The 19,737-nt window shown below is 71.4% G+C and carries 8 protein-coding genes and 1 pseudogene; all 9 read left to right on the top strand.

Annotated features, from left to right (window positions below):
- The first annotated feature begins 356 nt into the window (after nucleotides 1-356).
- The 9 genes and pseudogenes from JN535_RS19800 to JN535_RS19835 all read left to right on the top strand — a co-directional run bounded on the left by JN535_RS19800 (nucleotide 357) and on the right by JN535_RS19835 (nucleotide 19,447).
- Entirely contained in the window at nucleotides 357-1,373 is a 1,017-nt protein-coding gene (locus JN535_RS19800) for an ABC transporter substrate-binding protein (RefSeq protein WP_205207526.1), read from the top strand.
- Between the two features lie 239 nt (nucleotides 1,374-1,612).
- Nucleotides 1,613-3,151 carry a sugar ABC transporter ATP-binding protein gene (locus tag JN535_RS19805; RefSeq protein ID WP_162289827.1) on the top strand — a complete coding sequence of 513 codons (1,539 nt, stop codon included), beginning with the start codon at nucleotides 1,613-1,615 and terminating at the stop codon, nucleotides 3,149-3,151.
- Nucleotides 3,148-4,206, top strand: a complete 1,059-nt coding sequence (locus JN535_RS19810; RefSeq protein ID WP_162289826.1) for an ABC transporter permease — start codon at nucleotides 3,148-3,150, stop codon at nucleotides 4,204-4,206. Before JN535_RS19805 ends, JN535_RS19810 begins: the two co-directional genes overlap by 4 nt.
- Before the next feature lie 80 nt (nucleotides 4,207-4,286).
- Nucleotides 4,287-5,264 (top strand): galactofuranose ABC transporter, permease protein YjfF, encoded by a 978-nt coding sequence (gene yjfF, locus JN535_RS19815; protein WP_162289825.1) that lies wholly within the window; start codon nucleotides 4,287-4,289, stop codon nucleotides 5,262-5,264.
- A gap of 343 nt (nucleotides 5,265-5,607) precedes the next feature.
- A pseudogene (locus JN535_RS21065) lies at nucleotides 5,608-6,234 on the top strand (DUF1349 domain-containing protein); the annotation flags it as partial.
- Between the two features lie 722 nt (nucleotides 6,235-6,956).
- Nucleotides 6,957-9,401, top strand: coding sequence for an alpha-L-arabinofuranosidase C-terminal domain-containing protein (locus JN535_RS19820; protein ID WP_205207527.1), 2,445 nt, complete (start codon nucleotides 6,957-6,959; stop codon nucleotides 9,399-9,401).
- Nucleotides 9,402-9,641: 240 nt separating this feature from the next.
- Nucleotides 9,642-13,820 carry a beta-L-arabinofuranosidase domain-containing protein gene (locus tag JN535_RS19825; RefSeq protein ID WP_205207528.1) on the top strand — a complete coding sequence of 1,393 codons (4,179 nt, stop codon included), beginning with the start codon at nucleotides 9,642-9,644 and terminating at the stop codon, nucleotides 13,818-13,820.
- 170 nt (nucleotides 13,821-13,990) lie between these two features.
- Nucleotides 13,991-16,885: a family 43 glycosylhydrolase gene (locus JN535_RS19830; RefSeq protein ID WP_205207529.1), complete on the top strand. Its 2,895-nt coding sequence runs from the start codon at nucleotides 13,991-13,993 to the stop codon at nucleotides 16,883-16,885.
- 147 nt (nucleotides 16,886-17,032) lie between these two features.
- Nucleotides 17,033-19,447: a family 43 glycosylhydrolase gene (locus tag JN535_RS19835; protein ID WP_205207530.1), complete on the top strand. Its 2,415-nt coding sequence runs from the start codon at nucleotides 17,033-17,035 to the stop codon at nucleotides 19,445-19,447.
- Nucleotides 19,448-19,737 lie beyond the last annotated feature (290 nt).

The following is a 19,737-nucleotide window of genomic DNA, read 5'->3' on the forward strand; positions in this document are numbered from 1 at the left end:
GGTCCGGGCACGGCCCTCGGGTCGTGACCGAACCGTGACGGGAGGCGGCTTCCCCTCCGCGCGTGTGAGCGCTAACATCGTCTCTCGGGAGGGTGTGAACGATCACATCCGCAGGTCTGGCGTTCAGCGCCACGGCAGGCTCCGCGGGTCGGCACGTCGCAGTGCCGGGCGGTGACCGCAACGGTTACCGAACGGTTATGCGGAATGCTGGGTCGGGGCTTGCGAGAGGGGTGCTGACACCGCTAGACATTGACACAAGCAAACATGTATCAACAAGAGTCAACAGCCCGATGGCGGGCTGGCACGACCCGACGACCCTCGGCACGGCGCCGAGGTCGCATCTCAAGGAGGAGAGCATGTTCAGCACGACCAAGGCGCGCACGCGTCTGACGGGTGTCCTCGCCGGCGTGGCGGTCCTCGCGCTCGCGGCGTGCAGCAGCGGGGGCGGCAGCACGGACGGCAGCAGCAACGACGCGGGCGGCGACGGCGGCAGCGGCGACACGATCGTCGTCGGCTTCTCGCAGGTGGGCGCCGAGTCCGGCTGGCGCGCGGCGAACACCAAGTCCATCCAGGACACGCTCACGGCCGAGAACGGCTTCGACCTCAAGTTCTCCGACGCGCAGCAGAAGCAGGAGAACCAGATCCAGGCGATCCGCTCCTACATCGCGCAGGGCGTGGACGTCATCGCGTTCTCCCCGGTCGTCGAGTCCGGCTGGGACGCGGTGCTCGAGGAGGCCAAGCAGGCCGGCATCCCGGTGATCCTCACCGACCGCGCCGTGGACTCCGAGGACGAGACCCTCTACGAGTCGTTCATCGGCTCCGACTTCGTCCTCGAGGGCGAGATGGCCGGCGAGTGGGTCTCCGAGAACGTCGCGACCGAGCCGATCAACGTCGTCGAGCTCCAGGGCACCACGGGTGCCGCGCCGGCGATCGACCGCAAGACCGGCTTCGAGAACGCCACGAAGGACAACCCCAACGTGACGATCATCGACTCGCAGACCGGCAACTTCACGCGCGCCGAGGGCAAGACGGTCATGGAGGGCTTCCTCCAGGCGCACGACGACATCGACCTCGTCTACGCGCACAACGACGACATGGGCCTCGGCGCCATCGAGGCCATCGAGGCCGCCGGTCTCGTCCCGGGCGAGGACATCAAGATCGTCACCGTCGACGCGGTCAAGGACGGCATGCAGGCGCTCGCCGACGGCAAGATCAACTTCATCGTCGAGTGCAACCCGCTCCTCGGCCCGGACCTGGCGGAGATCATCAAGAAGGTCGTCGCGGGCGAGGAGGTCGAGAAGCGCATCGTCGTGAAGGACGAGTCCTTCACGCAGGAGCAGGCCATCGAGGCGCTCCCGACGCGCGAGTACTGAGAAGCACCGGCGAGCAGCCGGGCGGACCGCTCGGAGCGATCCGAGACCCGCTCGGCACCGCTTCGGCGGGGCCCGTCGACGCCGACGGGCCCCGCCACCACGGACGGGTCGCGCGCCGGGAGAGCACGTCTCCCCGGCGCGCGGCCGACGCACCACCGCCGGCATGCCGACGTCGCCGGCGTCCTGAGGCGCCCCGGGGCCCGGCAGTCCCGCCGCCACCGCTGCACGGAAGGTCACCCATGACTACCGCCGTCCCCGACGGTCGGCCCGTCGTCGAGATGACCGGGATCTCGATCGAGTTCCCGGGCGTCAAGGCGCTCGACGGAGTCGACCTCACGCTCCGGCCCGGAGAGGTCCACGCCCTCATGGGCGAGAACGGCGCCGGCAAGTCGACGCTCATCAAGGCGCTCACCGGCGTCTACTCGATCGACTCCGGTCGCATCGTCGTCGACGGCGCCGAGCACACGTTCTCGGGCCCGGGCGAGGCCCAGGCCGCCGGCGTCTCGCCGGTGTACCAGGAGGTCAACCTCTGCGAGAACCTCTCGGTCGCCGAGAACATCATGCTCGGCCACGAGCCGCGCCGCCTCGGCGCGATCGACTGGCGTGCGACGCGTCGCCGCGCGGGCGAGATGCTCGCCCGCCTCAACCTCGACCTCGACCCGGCGTCGTCGCTCGCCTCCCACTCGCTCGCCGTGCAGCAGCTCGTCGCGATCTGCCGCGCGCTCGTCGTCGAGTGCAAGGTCCTCATCCTCGACGAGCCGACGTCCAGCCTCGACGCGGACGAGGTCGCCCAGCTCTTCGCCGTCGTGCGCCGCCTGCGCGACGAGGGCGTCGCGATCCTCTTCGTCTCGCACTTCCTCGAGCAGGTGTACGAGATCTCCGACCGCATGACGGTCCTGCGCAACGGGAAGCTCGTCGGCGAGTACGTCACGGCCGAGCTCCCGCGCCTCGAGCTCGTCTCCAAGATGATCGGCACCTCGCTCGAGGTGCTCGAGGAGCTCGAGGAGGCACCCAAGCGCTCGGTGGCCGACCGCGAGGCGACGCCGTTCGTCCAGGCGCTCGGCGTCGGCCGCAAGGGCTCCGTGCAGCCGTTCGACCTCGACGTGTACCCGGGCGAGGTCGTCGGCCTCGCGGGCCTGCTCGGCTCGGGCCGCACGGAGCTCGCCCGGCTGCTCGCGGGCGCGGACCGCGCCGACAGCGGCCAGGTGCGCGTCGGCGGCACGCTCGCGCGCCTGCGCACGCCGCGCAGCGCGATGCAGCGCAAGATCGCCTTCTCCTCGGAGCACCGCAAGGCCGAGGGCATCGTGGGCGACCTGACGATCCGCGAGAACATCGTGCTCGGGCTCCAGGCGGAGCGGGGCTGGGCGCGACGCCTGCCGAAGAAGCAGGTCGACGAGATCGTCGAGACGTACATGAAGGCGCTCGCGATCCGCCCCGCGAACCCGGACGCTCTCATCAAGAACCTCTCGGGCGGCAACCAGCAGAAGGTGCTCCTCGCGCGCTGGCTCGCGACGGCCCCCAAGCTGCTCATCCTCGACGAGCCGACGCGCGGCATCGACGTCGGCGCCAAGGCCGAGATCCAGAAGCTCGTGGCCCAGCTCTCGACCGAGGGCATGTCGGTCGTCTTCATCTCGGCCGAGCTCGAGGAGGTGCTGCGGCTCAGCCACCGCATCGCCGTCATGCGCGACCGCGTCAAGGTCGCGGAGATCACCAACGACGAGGACGTCACGGTCGAGGACGTCGTCGAGCTCATCGCGAGCGGAGGGCAGGAGTCATGAGCACCACGACACCCGCCTGGCAGCGCGCCGTCCAGCACCGGCTCTTCTGGCCGATCGTCGCGCTGGTCCTGCTGCTGGCGGTCAACACGATCAACCGGCCCAGCTTCCTGTCGGTCCGGCTCCAGGACGGCCACCTGTTCGGGTCGCTCGTCAACCTGCTGAAGAACGGGGCGCCGCTGCTGCTCGTCGCGCTCGGCATGACGCTCGTCATCGCGACCCGCGGCATCGACCTGTCGGTCGGCGCGGTCGTCGCGATCTCCGGCGCCGTGGCGCTGAGCTTCATCGCGTCGTCGCCCTCGCCGGACAGCCTGACGACGGTCCTGGTCGCCGTCGGGATCGCGCTCGCGCTGTCCTTCGTCCTCGGCGTGTGGAACGGCTTCCTGGTCTCGGTCCTCGGGATCCAGCCCATCATCGCGACGCTCGTGCTCATGACCGCGGGCCGCGGCGTCGCGATGCTCATCACGGGCGGTCAGATCACGACGGTCAACAGCGCGCCGTACAAGGCGATCGGCTCCGGGTTCTGGTTCGGGGTCCCCGTCGCGGTCGTGCTCGCGGGCCTGGTCTTCGCCGCGGTCGCGCTGCTCACGCGCCGCACCGCGCTCGGCATGCTCATCGAGTCCGTCGGCATCAACCCCGAGGCGAGCCGCCTCGCGGGCGTCAAGGCGCGCAGCATCATCTGGACCGTGTACGCGGTGTGCGCGCTCTTCGCGGGCCTCGCCGGCCTCATGATCTCGTCGAGCACCATGGCGGCCGACGCGAACAACGCCGGACTGTTCATCGAGCTCGACGCGATCCTCGCCGTCGTCATCGGCGGCACGTCGCTCGCGGGCGGCAAGTTCTCGCTCTCGGGCACGCTCGTCGGCGTCCTCATCATCCAGACGCTCACGCTCACGGTGACCATGCTCGGCATCTCGCCGTCCGTCACGCCCCTGTTCAAGGCGATCGTCGTCATCGCGGTCTGCCTCGCGCAGTCCCCGAAGGTGCGCGACCTGGTCGCCGCCCGACGACGTCGCGCGGCCCCGACGGCCGCCGCGGCCGCGGAGGTGAGCGCCTGATGTCCGCCGTGCAGACCCCTGCCCCGACCTCGCCCCCGGACCCGCGGGGTGCCGGTTCCGCCGCTCCCGGAGGCCCGTCCATGACCGAGCGACTCACGAGCCGCGTCCGCCTCGACCGGCGCTACCTCCCGGTCCTCGGCACGTTCGCCGTGCTCGCGCTCATGCTCGTCGTGGGAGGGAGCCGGTACGAGAACTTCCTCTCGGCCCGGGTCGTCTCGAACCTGTTCATCAACAACTCGTTCCTCATCGTGCTCGCGGTCGGGATGACCTTCGTCATCCTCACGGGGGGCATCGACCTGTCGGTCGGCGCGGTCGTGGCGCTCTCGGGCATCACCACGGCGTCCCTGCTCCAGAGCGGGTGGCCGGTCGCCGTCGTGCTCCTCATCTCGGTCCTCATCGGGACCGTCCTCGGCCTCGCGGTCGGCTTGATGGTGCACGTGTTCGACATCCAACCGTTCATCGCGACGCTGGCGGCGATGTTCCTCGCGCGCGGCCTGTGCTACGTGATCTCGCTCCAGTCGATCCCGATCACGGACGAGTCGTTCGTGTCCCTCGCGGGCTGGAGCCAGCAGTTCGGCGACGGCTGGCGCATCACGACCGCGGTCATCATCGCGCTGGTGGTCGTCGCGATCGCGTTCTACGTGCTGCACTACACGCAGTTCGGCCGCACGGTCTACGCGATCGGCGGCGGCGAGCAGTCGGCGATGCTCATGGGCCTGCCCGTCGCGCGCACCAAGGTGCTCGTGTACGTGGTGAGCGGCACGTGCGCCGGCATCGGCGGCCTGCTCTTCGCGATGTTCTCGCGGTCCGGCTACTCGCTCACCGGCGTGGGCATGGAGCTCGACGCGATCGCGGCGGTCGTGATCGGCGGCACGCTGCTCACGGGCGGGACGGGCTTCGTGCTCGGGTCCGTGCTGGGCGTGCTCGTGCTCGGTCTCATCCAGACGATCATCACCTTCGAGGGCACGCTGAGCTCGTGGTGGACCAAGATCGTCATCGGCGTGCTGCTCCTGGTCTTCGTGATCCTGCAGCGCGTGCTGGTCGTCAGGCGGAGGTGAGCCGGCGGTGCCGGGCCGCCCTGCGACGTCGTGCGACGTCGTGCGGGTGAGGCCCGGCACCGCGGCCGTCTGCCCGGGCGTCGCGCCCGGGGATCACCGGAGCTGGGCGGGGGCCGGCACCCCTGGGTCGGCCGGGCGCGTGCCCGGGCGACGGAGTGTCACGACACGACCCTTGTCGAATGTGAGCGTTCACACTAGGCTCGGTCACGATCCTGTTAACGCTCACACGCAATGGTGCGTGTCTCTCGACGAAGAGAGGAAGCCCATGGATACGTCCCTTCACCCTCCACGGCCCGGAACGGCGTGCCGCCGACGTGCGGTCGCGCTCGCGCTCGTGGCCGGCATGGTCGGCACCGTCGCGCTCGCGACGTCCCTGCCCGCCTCCGCCGCGGAGCCCGACCTGCCCGACGGCGCGCGGGTCGACACGTTCGACGGCGCCGCGCTCGACGCGGACTGGACCGTCGTCAACCCCGTCCCCGAGGCGCTCGCCGTCTCCGGCGGGGCGCTGCGGCTCACGTCCCAGCCGGGCGACACCTACCAGGACGCGAACAGCGCCAAGAACGTCGTCCTGCTCGACGTGCCCGCCGGCGACTTCACCGTCGTCACCCGGCTCGAGGCGCCCGTCGCCTCCGTCTACCAGGGCGCGGGGCTCATCGCGTGGCAGGACATGGACAACTACGTCCGCTCCGGCCTGACGTTCGTGGGCGACCTGTCGCCCTCGGGCCGCGCGATCGAGAACGACGTCGAGACCGGCGGCGTCTTCTCCGCGGCCGCGTTCACCGACCGCCCGGGGTCGACGGGCGAGACGCTACGCATGCAGCGCACGGGCGACACCGTCACCACGTCCTACTGGGACGGCACCGCGTGGCAGCCGGCGGGCTCCGTCACGGTCGACTTCCCGACCACGCAGGTCGGTCTCTACGCGCTCGCCGCGCAGGACGGCGCGGCGCACACCGCGGTGTTCGACTACGTCGCGCTCGAGACCGCCGAGGGCGCCGACCAGGTCCCCGACGGCGCGTTCACGCTCGTGGGCCCGGGTGAGGCGCGGTACCTCGTGGCGGCCGACGACGGCCTCGCTCTCGACGACGAGCGCCCCGCGACGACGGTCGCGCTCGACGCGACGGCGGTCGACGGCGCCGAGGGCGCGTCCCCGGTGACGCTCGCCGTCGGCGGCCGGCCCGTCGTCGTCTCCGGCTCGTCCCGGCTCTCCCTCGGAGCCGCGGGCGAGGAGGCCGCCGCGCTGCGGCTCACCGACGCGGGTGGCGGCAAGGTCTGGCTGCGCAGCGCGGCGGACCCCGGGCTGTACGCCGGCGTGCGTGCGTCCGACGGCGCGCTCGTGCTCGGCCCGCGCGAGGCAGCCACGAAGCTCAGGATCACGCCCGCCACGAGCGCGGACCACGAGATCACCGTGGACCTCGCCGGCGAGCGCACCGAGATGAGCGACGAGCTGTACGGCATCTTCTACGAGGACATCAACTATGCGGCCGACGGCGGCCTGTACGCCGAGCTCGTGCGCAACCGGTCGTTCGAGTTCAACAACCAGGACAACGGGTCCTTCACCGGCCTCACCGCGTGGAGCACCGCGAACAGGGGCGGGGCCACGGCGACGACGCAGGTCGTGAACGACGCCGGGCGGCTCAACGCGACGAACCGCAGCTATCTCGCCCTCACGACGACCGCCGCGGGCGCCGGGTGCGCAACGCCGGATACAACACGGGCCTGTTCGTCGAGGAGGGGGAGTCGTACGACTTCTCCGTCTGGGCGCGGTCGGCGACGGCGCAGACCGTCACCGTGCGCGTCGAGGACGCTGCCGGGACCACGGCGTACGCGTCCGGCCAGGTCGCGGTCGACGGCTCGAACGCGTGGAAGAAGTACGACGTCACGCTCACCGCGACCGGCACGACGAACGCCGGGCGCCTCGCGCTCCTCTCCGGCGCGGCGGGCACGCTCGCTCTCGACCAGGTCTCGCTCTTCCCGCAGGACACGTGGGTCGGCCCGGTGAACGGGAAGTCCGTGCTCCGCAAGGACCTCGCGGAGAAGATCGACGCGCTCGACCCGCAGTTCCTGCGCTTCCCCGGCGGTTGCGTGACGAACGTCGGCACGTTCCGCTCGTACGAGGAGTCGGGCTTCACCGACCGTCGCCGCACGTACCAGTGGAAGGAGACGATCGGCCCGGTCGAGGAGCGCGCGACCAACTGGAACTTCTGGGGCTACAACCAGTCGTACGGCATCGGGTACCTCGAGTACTTCCTCTTCGCCGAGGACCTCGGCGCGACGCCGCTGCCCGTGGTGTCGGTCGGCGCCAACGGCTGCGGCAGCACCATCCCCGAGATGAAGGACCCCGCGCAGATCCAGCGCTGGGTCGACGACACGGTCGACCTCATCGAGTTCGCGAACGGCGACGTCACGACCGAGTGGGGCGCCGTGCGCGCCGAGCTGGGCCACCCCGAGCCGTTCGGCCTGAAGTACATCGGGCTCGGCAACGAGGAGAACACGAAGACGTTCGAGGCCAACTTCCCGGCGTTCCGCGACGCGATCGCGGCCGCCTACCCGGACATCCAGATCATCTCGAACTCCGGCCCGGACGACGCCGGACAGCGCTTCGACGAGCTCTGGGAGTTCAACCGCGAGCAGGACGTCGACCTCGTCGACGAGCACTACTACAACGACCCGCAGTGGTTCCTCGAGAACGACGAGCGCTACGACTCCTACGACCGCGAGGGGCCGCACGTGTTCCTCGGCGAGTACGCGTCGCGCGGCAACACGTTCGCCAACGCGCTCGCGGAGGCGTCGTTCATGACCGGTCTGGAGCGCAACTCCGACGTCGTCCGGCTCGCGTCGTACGCACCGCTCCTCGCCAACGAGTCGTACGTCCAGTGGTCGCCCGACGCGATCTGGTTCGACAACGACGAGTCGTGGGGCTCGGTGAACTACTACGTCCAGCAGCTGTTCTCCGCGAACGCCGGTGACGAGGTGGTGCCCAGCACGCACTCCGGCCCGGTGCCGGCCGACGCGACGGTCGACGGCGGCGTGTTCCTCTCCACGTGGAACACGGCCGCGCAGTACGACAACGTCCGCGTGACCGACAACGCGAGCGGCGAGGTGCTCTTCTCGGACGACTTCGAGTCCGGCGCCGACCGGTGGGAGCCGCAGGCCGGCACGTGGGCCGCGCAGGACGGCGCCTACGTGCAGTCGGCGACGAACGTCACCGACGCCCGGTCGATCGTCGCCGGTGCGTACGCGAAGGACTGGTCGAGCTACACGCTCGAGCTCGACGCGCGCAAGACCTCCGGCGCCGAGGGCTTCCTCGTCGGCTTCGCCGCGGGCGGCCCGAACGACTACTACTGGTGGAACCTCGGCGGTTGGAACAACACCCGCCAGGCCCTCCAGCGCGCGTCGGGCGGGAGCGCCAACGAGGTGAAGGCCGTCGAGAACCACAGCATCGAGGCCGGCCAGCCGTACCACGTCAAGGTCGTCGTCGAGGGCTCGACCATCGAGCTCTACCTCGACGGCGAGCTCCAGATGTCCTACGAGCAGCCGTCGACCAAGTCGCTCTACCAGGTCGTCACGCGCGACGACGACACGGGCGACGTCGTCGTCAAGGTCGTCAACCCGACGGCGACCGCGGCCCGCACGCAGGTGCACGTCGAGGGTTCCGAGGGCATCGCGTCCGAGGCGACGGTCACGGAGATGGTGGGCGCGCCGTCGGACACCAACACCAAGGCCGACCCCGAGCGGGTCGTCCCGGTGGAGCGGACGTTGTCGGGCGTCGGCGAGGAGTTCTCCTACGAGTTCCCCGCGCACTCGATCACGTTCGTCCGGCTGCACGCGTCCGACGCGGCGCCCGAGCTCGACCTCGCGGTCGAGGCCTCGCCGCGCTGCCTCGCGGGCAGGGCGTACGTCGCCGTGCGCGCGACGAACGGCGAGGACGTCCCGGTCTCGGTGACGCTCGCGACGCCGTTCGGGCAGAAGGCGTTCGCGGACGTGGCGCCCGGCAAGAACGCGTACCAGTCGTTCGCGGCGCGCGCGACGTCGGCCCCGGCCGGCACCGCGACCGTCACGGGCACGGCGGTGGTCGACGGTGAGCAGGTCACCGCGACCCTCGACGTCCCCTACGACGCGCTCGACTGCGGCTGACCCGGCGAGGGAGGACCTCTGGTCGCGGGGGAGAGGCCTCGAGCCCTACCTCGCGACCGCCGGTCCTCCTTCGCGAGTGCCTGCTTCCCTCGTGGCCGGTCCGGCGGGCCACGAGGGCGCGGCCCGCGCGTCGTGCGCGGGCCGCTCTCGCACGACCGCGCGACGACGCCGTCGCGTGACCACCTGTTCGACCTCCCACACGCGGGCGACGACGCCCGCGCGCGACCCTGAGGAGCAACGATGCACCCCCGACCGACCGACGGCGTCCGCCGTCGACCCGGCGGCGCGACCCGGCTGGCCGCCGTGGCGGCCGCCGCCGCGCTCGCCCTGACCACGTGGGCGCCGTCCGCCGTCGCGGCCGACGCGCTGCCCGCGCCCGTCCTCGACCTCGCGTTCGACGGCGACGTCGCCGACTCCGGCGCGCTCGCCCACCCCGTGACGCTGAAGGGCCACGACGGCTCGCCGCCCACCGGTTACTCGTACGTCGACGGGGTCGACGGGAGAGGGCAGGCGCTGCGCCTCGCCGGGAGCACGTACCTCGACCTCGGCACCTCCACCGCGCTGCAGCCCGAGGACCTCACGCTCTCGTTCTGGGTGGAGCCCAGCGGGAGGCTGTCGGGCGAGCACGTCATCACGTGGAACAAGCGCGCGTACAACTCGGACGGCTGGTACCTGTCGAGCGAGTCGGACACCGTGCCGCTCGCCCTGTCCGTCGGGCCGGCGTCGGGCCAGCCGTACAAGGTGCGGGTGGCCAGCTCCGACCGCGCGGCGTTCTTCCCCGCGGACGAGTGGACGCACGTCGTCGTCACGTACGACCACGCGACCAAGGACGTCGCGTTCTACCGCAACGGCGAGAAGGTGCCGTCCACGGTCGCGAACGCCGTCGGCGGCGACGCGACCGGCGTGCTGGGCTCGGACCCGGCGCTGCCCAAGACGATCGGGTTCAACGGGCCGGAGTACAACGGGGCCTACCTCAAGGCGGCGCTCGACGACTACCGCGTGTACGACGCCGTCGCCGGCCTCGGCGACGTCGTGGGGCTCTACGAGGAGAGCGGGCGCACGGTCGACCGCGACGCCATCGCGCAGGACGACGCCGACGCGCTGTCGCTGCCCGAGCGCGCGACCGTCGCGCTCGTGCTGCCGACGACGGGCTCGCGCGGGTCGACCGTGACGTGGCGGTCGTCGCACCCGGAGGTGGTCGCGACCGACGGGACCGTGGTCCGGCCGGCGATCGGCGAGGACGACGCGCACGTGACGCTCACGGCGACGGTGCGCTACCTCGACGGGGAGCCCGTGACGCGCGACCTCGAGGTCGTCGTGCCCGCGCTCGTCGACGAGACGCCGCTCGAGGACACGGCGCTGCCGTCGGTGCTGCTCTCGGACGACTTCCTCCAGAACGCCGCGGCGAAGGAGCACGAGTACCTGCTGAGCCTCGACTCCGAGACGTTCCTCTACGAGTTCTACAAGGTCGGCGGGCTCACCCCGACGACGCCGGCGGGCTACGGCGGCTGGGAGCGCAGCAACGCCGTGAACTTCCGCGGCCACGCGTTCGGCCACTACATGTCCGCGCTCGCCATGTCGTGGTCGTCGACGCAGGACCCGGCGACCAAGGACGCGCTGTTCACCGAGATCGAGGAGGCGGTCGGGGGGCTCTCGCGCGTGCAGGACGCCTACGCGGCGGCCCACCCCGGTTCCGCGGGGTACGTGTCCGCGTTCCGCGAGTCGATCCTCGACCAGGTGCAGGGCACCGGGACGTCGGACGAGAACGTCATCGTGCCCTGGTACAACCTCCACAAGGTGCTCGCGGGGCTGCTCGACGTCGCCGAGTACGTGGACGGGCCGGTCGGGGACCAGGCGCTCGCCGTCGCGACGGAGTTCGGCCTGTACGTGGAGGGACGCGTCTCGAAGCTGCCGAGCACCGACGTCATGCTGCGCACCGAGTACGGCGGCATGAACGAGGCGCTGTACGAGCTGTTCGACCTCACGGGCGACGTGCGCATCAAGGAGGCGGCCGAGGCGTTCGACGAGGTCGCGTTCTTCCGCCAGCTCGCCGCGGGCCACGACGTGCTCCCGGGCAAGCACGCCAACACGCAGATCCCCAAGCTGCTCGGCGCGCTCAAGCGCTACCGCGTGTTCACGCAGAACCCCGAGTACTACGACCTGCTCACCCCGGCGGAGAAGGACGAGCTGCCGATGTACCTCGCGGCGGCGGAGAACTTCTTCGACATCGTCGTGCGCGACCACACGTACGTCACCGGGGCCAACAGCCAGGCGGAGCACTTCCACGCACCCGGCTCGCTGCACGAGCACGCGGCCGAGCAGGGCACGGCGCGCAACGCCGAGACGGCCGAGACGTGCAACGAGTACAACATGCTCAAGCTCGCGCGCGAGCTGTTCAAGCTGAGCAAGGACGTGCGGTACGCGGACTACTACGAGAACGCGTTCATCAACACGATCCTCGCGTCGCAGAACCCCGAGACCGGGACGACGACGTACTTCAACCCCATGGCCTCGGGCTACCACCGCGTGTACAACCTGCCGTTCACCGAGTTCTGGTGCTGCACCGGCACGGGCATGGAGAACTTCTCCAAGCTCGGTGACTCGATCTACTTCACCGGGCAGGGCTCCGTGTGGGTCAACATGTTCTTCTCCTCGACGGTCGAGCACGCGGAGCAGAACCTGCGGCTCACGCAGGAGGCGAACCTGCCGAACGAGGACACGGTGACCTTCCGTGTCGACGCGCTCGAGGGCGGTGCGGTCGCCGAGGGCGCGACCCTGCGCCTGCGCGTGCCGTCGTGGATCGCCGGCGACCCGGGCGTCGAGGTGAACGGCGCCGCCGTCGAGCCGCACGTGTCGCGCGGGTACGTCGTGCTGCCCGTCGCCGCGGGCGACGTCGTCCGGTACACGATGCCGATGGCGGCGTCCGTCGTGGACACCCCCGACAACCCGTACTTCGTCGCCTTCCGGTACGGGCCGGTCGTCCTGTCGGCGGACCTCGGCGAGGTGCCGGAGCCGGCGTCGCAGAGCACGGGCATCCTCGTGCGCTCGTCGACGCGCGATGCCGACGCGCAGACCACCATCACCGCCGCCGGCATGGGCGCGGACGAGTGGAAGGAGCGCATCACCGAGAACCTGGTGCGCGTCGAGGACGACGCGGACGGCCGGATCCAGCTCCGTCTGCGCAACACCGCCGACGGCGGCGACCTCGTGTTCACGCCCCACCACACCAACTGGGACGTGACCTACGGGCTCTACCTCGACCTCGACGAGCCGGACTCGGCGGCGTCGCAGGAGCGCATCCTGCGCGCCAAGCAGGAGCTGCGCGACGCCGACCGCACCGTCGACAGCCTCACGAGCTTCGACGACAACAACTTCGAGAACGCGAAGAACCTCCAGCAGAGCGGGTCGTCGGTCGGGACGTTCTCGGGCCGCCAGTTCCGCCACGCGAACGGCACCGGCTGGTTCAGCTACGACCTGATGATCGACCCGGCGTCGACGTCGAACCACCTGGGTGTCACGCTCTACTCGGGCGACCAGGGCCGCGTGTTCGACGTGTACGTCAACGACGAGAAGCTGAAGACGATCACCACCGTCGCGAACGCCCCGACCAAGGACGAGCAGGGGTTCTACGTCGACACGACGCAGCTCCCCGCGAAGTACCTCGAGATCGGGGAGGGCACGCGCTGGAAGGTCGACAGCGCGGGCGAGTACGTGCTCGACGAGGACGGTGAGCGCATCCCCGTGGTGACCGTGCGCTTCCAGGCGACGGGCGGCTGGGCCGGGGGAGTGTTCGGGGTGCGTGTCGACCGCGCCGCGACGTACGACACGACACCGGGGCTCGCCGCGCTCGCTTTCGACACGGGGTCGCTCGCACCCGCGTTCGACCCGGCGGTGACGGACTACACGCTCACCGTGCCCGAGGGCACGACGAGCGTCGTGCTCGACGCCGACCCGCACGTGCCGAGCGGCCTCGTGCGCGTCGACGGCGTGCTGGTCGACGACACGCAGGGTCGGGTCGTGCCGCTCTCCGCGGACGGGAGCGCCCGGACCGTGGAGGTCGTCGGCGTCGCGCAGGACCACGTGACCGCGACGACGTACACGGTCCAGATCGTGCCCGGGACGGCGGCCGTCGTGCCGCTCGACGTCGAGGCGTCCTCGCGCTGCCTCGCCGGGAAGGCCTACGTGGCCGTGCGGGCGACGAACACGGGCGCCGTGCCGGCGGACGTCACCCTGACCACGCCGTTCGGGGAGAGGTCGTTCACGGCCGTCGCCCCGGGCGCGCGCGCGTACCAGTCGTTCGCGTCGCGCGCGACGTCGGTGCCCGAGGGTGTCGTCACCGTCAGCGGCACGGCGGTGGTCGACGGCATACCCGTCACCACGGCGTACGACGTCGCCGTCGACGCCCGCGCCTGCGCCTAGAACCGCAGTCCGCCGGGGGGAGCACCAGGGTTCGTCGAGGGAGTGCCGGGGCCGCGAGCCCTGGGCTCCCTCGGCGAACCGGGGCCCTCCCCGGCGGCGCCGGAGGTCGATATCGGTCGAGACCGATCTCCGCACGATCCGAGCACGACCTCGACGAGGAGGAGAACGAGATGAGCAGACAGGTGAGGACCGTGGTCGCCGCGGCGCTGGCGGGGGTGCTCGCGCTCGGCGCGAGCACGGCGTCCGCCGTGGTGCCGGGCGAGTCGGACGACGCACCGGGGGGAGCAGGCACGATCACCGGACTGACCACGACCGACCGCGGTGACGGGACGTACGGCGTGCCGCTGCTGCGCAGCGACGTCCCCGACATCTCGGTGGCGCGCGTGCCCGCCGCCGAGAGCGACGAGGGGCGCGACGTCTACTACATGATCAGCACGACGATGCACCTCGCTCCGGGTGCGCCGATCATGAAGTCCTACGACCTGGTGAACTGGGAGATCGTCGGGTACGTCTACGACCGGCTCGGCGTGGGCGACGTGTCGTCGTTGCGCAACGGTCGGAACGGCTACGGCAACGGCCAGTGGGCGTCGTCGCTGCGCTACCACGACGGCACCTTCTACGTGGTGTTCAACACCAACGACCTGGGCGGGTCCTACCTGTTCCGCACGGACGACGTCGAGCACGGCGCGTGGGAGCGCACGGCGCTCGGCCGGGGGTTCCACGACCCGTCGCTGTTCTTCGACGAGGCCGACGGCGGGACGCCGTACATCTTCTACGGCTCGGGCGCGACGAGCGCCGTCCGGCTGAACGACGACCTCACCGCGATCGAGGCGGACTTCCCGAACATCTTCCGTGCCGAGGACTACGCGGGCGAGCGGTTCATCGGCGGGCTGTTCGAGGGCGCCCAGGTGCACTACATCGACGGCGAGTACTACGTCGCGATCATCACGTGGCCCAGCGGCCAGAACCGGCAGGAGGTGCTCTTCCGCTCTCCGCACCTCCTGGGGCGCTACGAGACCGCCGACGGGTCGAACCCGTACGAGGCGCGCAGCGCGCTGAACTCGGACGGCTTCGCCCAGGGCGGGCTCGTCGAGGTGCCCGACGGCGCGGGCGGCTACGAGTGGTGGGGGATGTTCTTCCGCGACACCTACCCGCTCGGCCGCATCCCCGCGCTCATCCCGGCGACGTGGGAGGACGGCTGGCCGACGTTCGGCGACGACGGCGTCGTCCGCGTCGGCGACACGTTCGCCAAGCCGATCGTTCTCGACGAGGCGACCGAGCGACGCGAGCGGCTGAAGAGCATCGTCGCCTCCGACGACTTCGCGAACGACGCCGAGCACCGCGCGTTCAGCGACACCGTCTGGGAGGTCCCGGAGCCTCCGACGTACGACGAGTCCCTGCTCGGCGTCGAGCTCGTCGCCAACCCCGGGTTCGAGGACGCGACGACCGCGCCCTGGGCCGCGCAGTTCGGGGCGACCCTGGCGCTCGACCGGAGCAGCCCGGCGTCGGGGGCGGCGGCGCTGCGCGTCAGCGGCCGGACGCTCAACGGGTCGGGACCGAACCAGCAGCTCGGCGGGAAGATCCAGGCGGGCGTGACCTACGAGGTCTCGGCCCGGGTCCGGTACGCCACCGGGCCCGCGCAGGTCCGCTTCAACCTCGTCGGCGACTGGGGCGCGGGCGTGAAGACCCTGGCCTGGGCGGACGCGACCCCGGGGGAGTGGACCACGGTCAGCGGCACCTACACGGTGCCGGCCGGCACGGACGTGAGCGCGTTCAAGCTCGCGGTCGAGACGCCGTGGGCGAACCCGCAGCCGCCGTCGTCGAGCGTCGAGTACCTGCTGGACGACGTGTCCGTGGTCGGCCGCGCGCCGGACGTCGAGACGCCCACGCTCGAGGAGGTGTCGTACAACGGCTCGGACCTCGACCTCGCCTGGCAGTGGAACCACGCACCGGACAACCGGTACTGGTCGCTCACCGAGCGCGAGGGCTGGCTGCGCCTGACCAACGGGCACGTGGTGACCGGCGAGGCGGAGTACACCAAGGCTCCCGGGCGTGACCTCACCTATCTCGAGGAGGCGCGCAACACGCTCGGTCAGCGCACGTTCGGGCCGACGGCCTCCGCGGAGACCCGCCTCGACGTGTCCGGCATGCGCGACGGCGACGTGGCCGGCCTCGCCGTCTACGGGCGCAGCTTCGCGTACGCGGGGATCCAGCAGGTCGACGGCGAGCGCACGCTGGGACTCGTCACGCGGCTCCAGCCGTTCACGGACACGATCGACCGCGAGGCGGTCGAGTCGTTCGTCCCCGGCTCGCAGGTCCCGCTCGGCGAGCGCACGGACGTGCACCTCAAGGCGGACGCCGACTTCGCCTCGCCGGACGGCCAGCTCTGGGTGCAGTACTCCTACAGCCTCGACGGGCGCACGTGGCAGCCGCTCGGGCCGCGCCAGGGGCCGCTCGTCATGGACTGGAGCCTGTCCCACTTCATGGGCTACCGGTTCGGCCTCTTCTCCTACGCGAAGGAGCAGACCGGGGGGCACGTCGACTTCGACCACTTCCTCCTGAGCGACGTGCTCGACGCGGACGGCGGCGCCGACCGGACGGCGCTCGACGCCGTCGTCGCCGAGGCCGAGGGACTCGACCCGACGGGCTGGACGCCGGACTCCTGGGCCGCGGTCGAGCAGGCGCTCGCCTGGGCGCGGTCGACGACCGCGCCGTCGACCCAGAACCAGGCCGACGCCCCCGCACGGGCGCTCGCGCTCGCCGTCGCGTCGCTGGAGCCCGCCCCGACCCAGGGCGTCGCGTTCGCGGCGGAGGCGAGCCTTCGCGCGCTCGCCGGCAAGGACTACGTGGCCGTGCGCGTGGTGAACGAGGAGGACGTCCCGGTGGACGTCGTCGTGAGCACCCCGTACGGCAGCCGGACCTTCGCCGGCGTGGAGCCTGGCGCGAACGCGTACCAGGCGTTCGCGAGCCGGCTCGGCCAGGCCCCGGCCGGCGAGGCCACGGTCACCGTCACGCGCTCGACCGACGCGGTGACGACGACCCGCGCGGTGTCGTACGGCCGCTGACCGCGGCCGACCCGGTGGGCCGCCCCGGCTGCTCGCCGGGTCGGCACGAGAGGAGGGAGGACGCAGGACGACGGCGGGGGACCGCCGTCGGGCACGACCGTCCGCGCGAGGCGCGCGGACGCGCACCACATCGATCGAGGAGGATCCATGGACACGCACCACCGCAGACGACGTCGCCTGCGCGGCGCCGTCGCCGGAGCCGCGCTCGCGACGCTGCTCTCCGCGTCGCTGGCCGCGCTGCCGTCGTACGCCGCGGACGAGGAGCTGATCGTCAACGGCGGCTTCGAGGACGGGACGACCGGCTGGTTCGTCAACAACGGCAACGCGACCGACAAGGCCGTGCTGTCGACGACCGACCAGGCGTTCTCGGGCGAGGCCGCCGTGCTCACCACCGAGCGCGCGACGACGGGCTCCGGCCCGATGCAGGACCTCAGCGGCAAGGTCCGCGCGGGTGAGACGTACGAGCTCACCGCGAAGATCCGCTACGACGCCGCCGCGGCCCCGGCCACCAAGCAGTTCTTCGCCACGATGCACTACGGCGGCGGGACGTACACCAACCTGGTGAGCGTCACCGCGACCAAGGGCCAGTGGGCGACGTTCGACGGCCGGTTCACGATCCCGGCCGACCAGAACGTCGGCACCGCGCGGCTGTTCTTCGAGACGCCGTGGACGAGCAACCCGTCCGCCGACCCGGCGACGCACCTCATGGACTTCGTGCTCGACGACGTCTCCGTCGTCGGCGCGGCCCCGCCCGGGCCGCCCTCGAAGACGATCGAGGTGCTCGGCAAGGTGCCCGGCGAGCACAACCCGCTCATCTCCCACAAGTTCGGGGCCGACGGGTTCGGGTTCGTCGAGGACGGGCGCGTGTACATGTACATGACGAACGACACGCAGGGCTACGCCCCCGACCCGGTGACGGGCGTCTCGCCGCAGATCAACTACGGCAGCATCAACCAGATCACGCTCATCTCGTCCGAGGACCTCGTGAACTGGACGGACCACGGCGAGATCCAGGTCGCGGGGCCGCAGGGCGTCGCGCCGTTCACGAACAACTCGTGGGCGCCGGGCATGGCGAAGAAGACGGTCGACGGCGTCGACAAGTACTTCCTCTACTACGCCAACGGCGGCGGGTCGTCGAACGTCATCACGGGCGCGTCGCCGCTCGGGCCGTGGACGAGCGAGCGCGACAGCACGCTCATCGACGGGCGCACCCCGGGCGCCGAGGCCGTGGCCTGGAAGTTCGACCCGGCGCCGCTCGTCACCGACGACGGCGCGTACCTCTACTTCGGCGGCGGCCCGGCGTCGACGTCGATGCCCGCGGCGGAGCGGTTCAACAACCCGAAGAACATCCGCGTCATCGAGCTCGGCGACGACATGGTCTCGACGCAGGGCACGGCGGCCGTCGTGGACGCTCCGGTGGCGTTCGAGGCGGCGCAGGTCTTCGAGCGCGACGGCAAGTACTACCTGTCGTACTCGTCGCACTTCGGCGGCAACGACTTCGGCGGCAACCAGGCCACGCTCCCGGGGTACCCGGGCGGCGGGCAGATCGGCTACATGATCTCCGACGACCCGATGTCGTTCCCCAAGGAGACGTACGCCGGCGTGATGTTCCCGAACCAGTCGCAGTTCTTCGGCGCGGGCACGGGCGGCAACAACCACCAGTCGGTGTTCGAACTCGACGGCAAGTACTACTTCACGTACCACGCACCGACGCTCAACAAGCGCATCAACGGCAGCACCACGCAGGGCTACCGCAGCCCGCACATCCAGGAGCTGACGTTCAACGCGGACGGCACGGTCCAGCAGGTCGTCGGCGACTACGCGGGCGTGGACCAGGTCAAGGACCTCGACCCGTTCCGGGTGATCGAGGCGGAGACCTTCGCCTGGCAGCAGGGCCTGGCCACGGCGAAGGTCGACGGCGGCTCGGCGCAGTTCGGCACGCAGGCGCCGAACCTCGTCGTCCGCGACGTGGACGACGGCGACTGGTCGGCGCTGTCCTCGGTCGACTTCGGCGACGGTGCCGCGAGCGTCACGGCGCGCGTGAAGCCGCTCGTCGAGGGCGCCACGGTCGAGGTGCGCCTGGACGACCGCGAGGGGGCCGTGGTCGGCACCCTCGACCTCGACACCCCCGTGGGCGAGTGGGCGGACGTGACCGCCGCCCTCGAGGGCGTGAGCGGCGTCCACGACGTGTACTTCACGTTCGTCGGCCCCGCGGGCGTCGACCTCGTCGAGGTGGACACGTGGGAGTTCGCGGCCGACGCCGCCGGCCCGGCCGTCGAGCTCGACGTGACCGCGTCCGCCCGCTGCCTCGCGGGCAAGGCGTACGTGGCGGTGCGCGCGACGAACCTGGGCGACGTCCCGGCCGACGTCACGCTCGCCACGCCGTTCGGCACGCGCGTCGCCGAGGACGTCGCGCCGGGCGCGAACGCCTACCAGTCGTTCGCGGCGCGGTCCGCGTCGCTCGCGGCCGGGTTCGCGAGCGCCACGGGCGCCGCGGTGCTCGACGGCACCGCGGTCGAGACCGCGCACGAGGCCGCCTACGGCGACCTCTCCTGCGGCTGACGCTCCGCGACGACCCGCACGGTGACCGACGGCGGCCCGCACCACACCCGGTGGTGCGGGCCGCCGTCGACGTCCGGGCGACGTCGTCGGGCGACGGCCGGGGACGTGCGGCGGACCGTCCGCGGGCGCGCCGGGCCGCTGCTCCGCGGGGCCGCGGGAGGGCTCGTCGCAGTTCGACATCGTTGTCGGCACAGGAGGCCCTGGTCATGTTTGCGCTCACATGTTAGCGTTCACACGCGCGTCCGACGGCGGACCCGCGACCGGCGCCGACGCCGGGCACGACGACGAGG

The sequence above is a fragment of the Cellulosimicrobium cellulans genome (genome assembly GCF_016921195.1).
In the GTDB taxonomy this organism is placed as follows: domain Bacteria; phylum Actinomycetota; class Actinomycetes; order Actinomycetales; family Cellulomonadaceae; genus Cellulosimicrobium; species Cellulosimicrobium cellulans_F.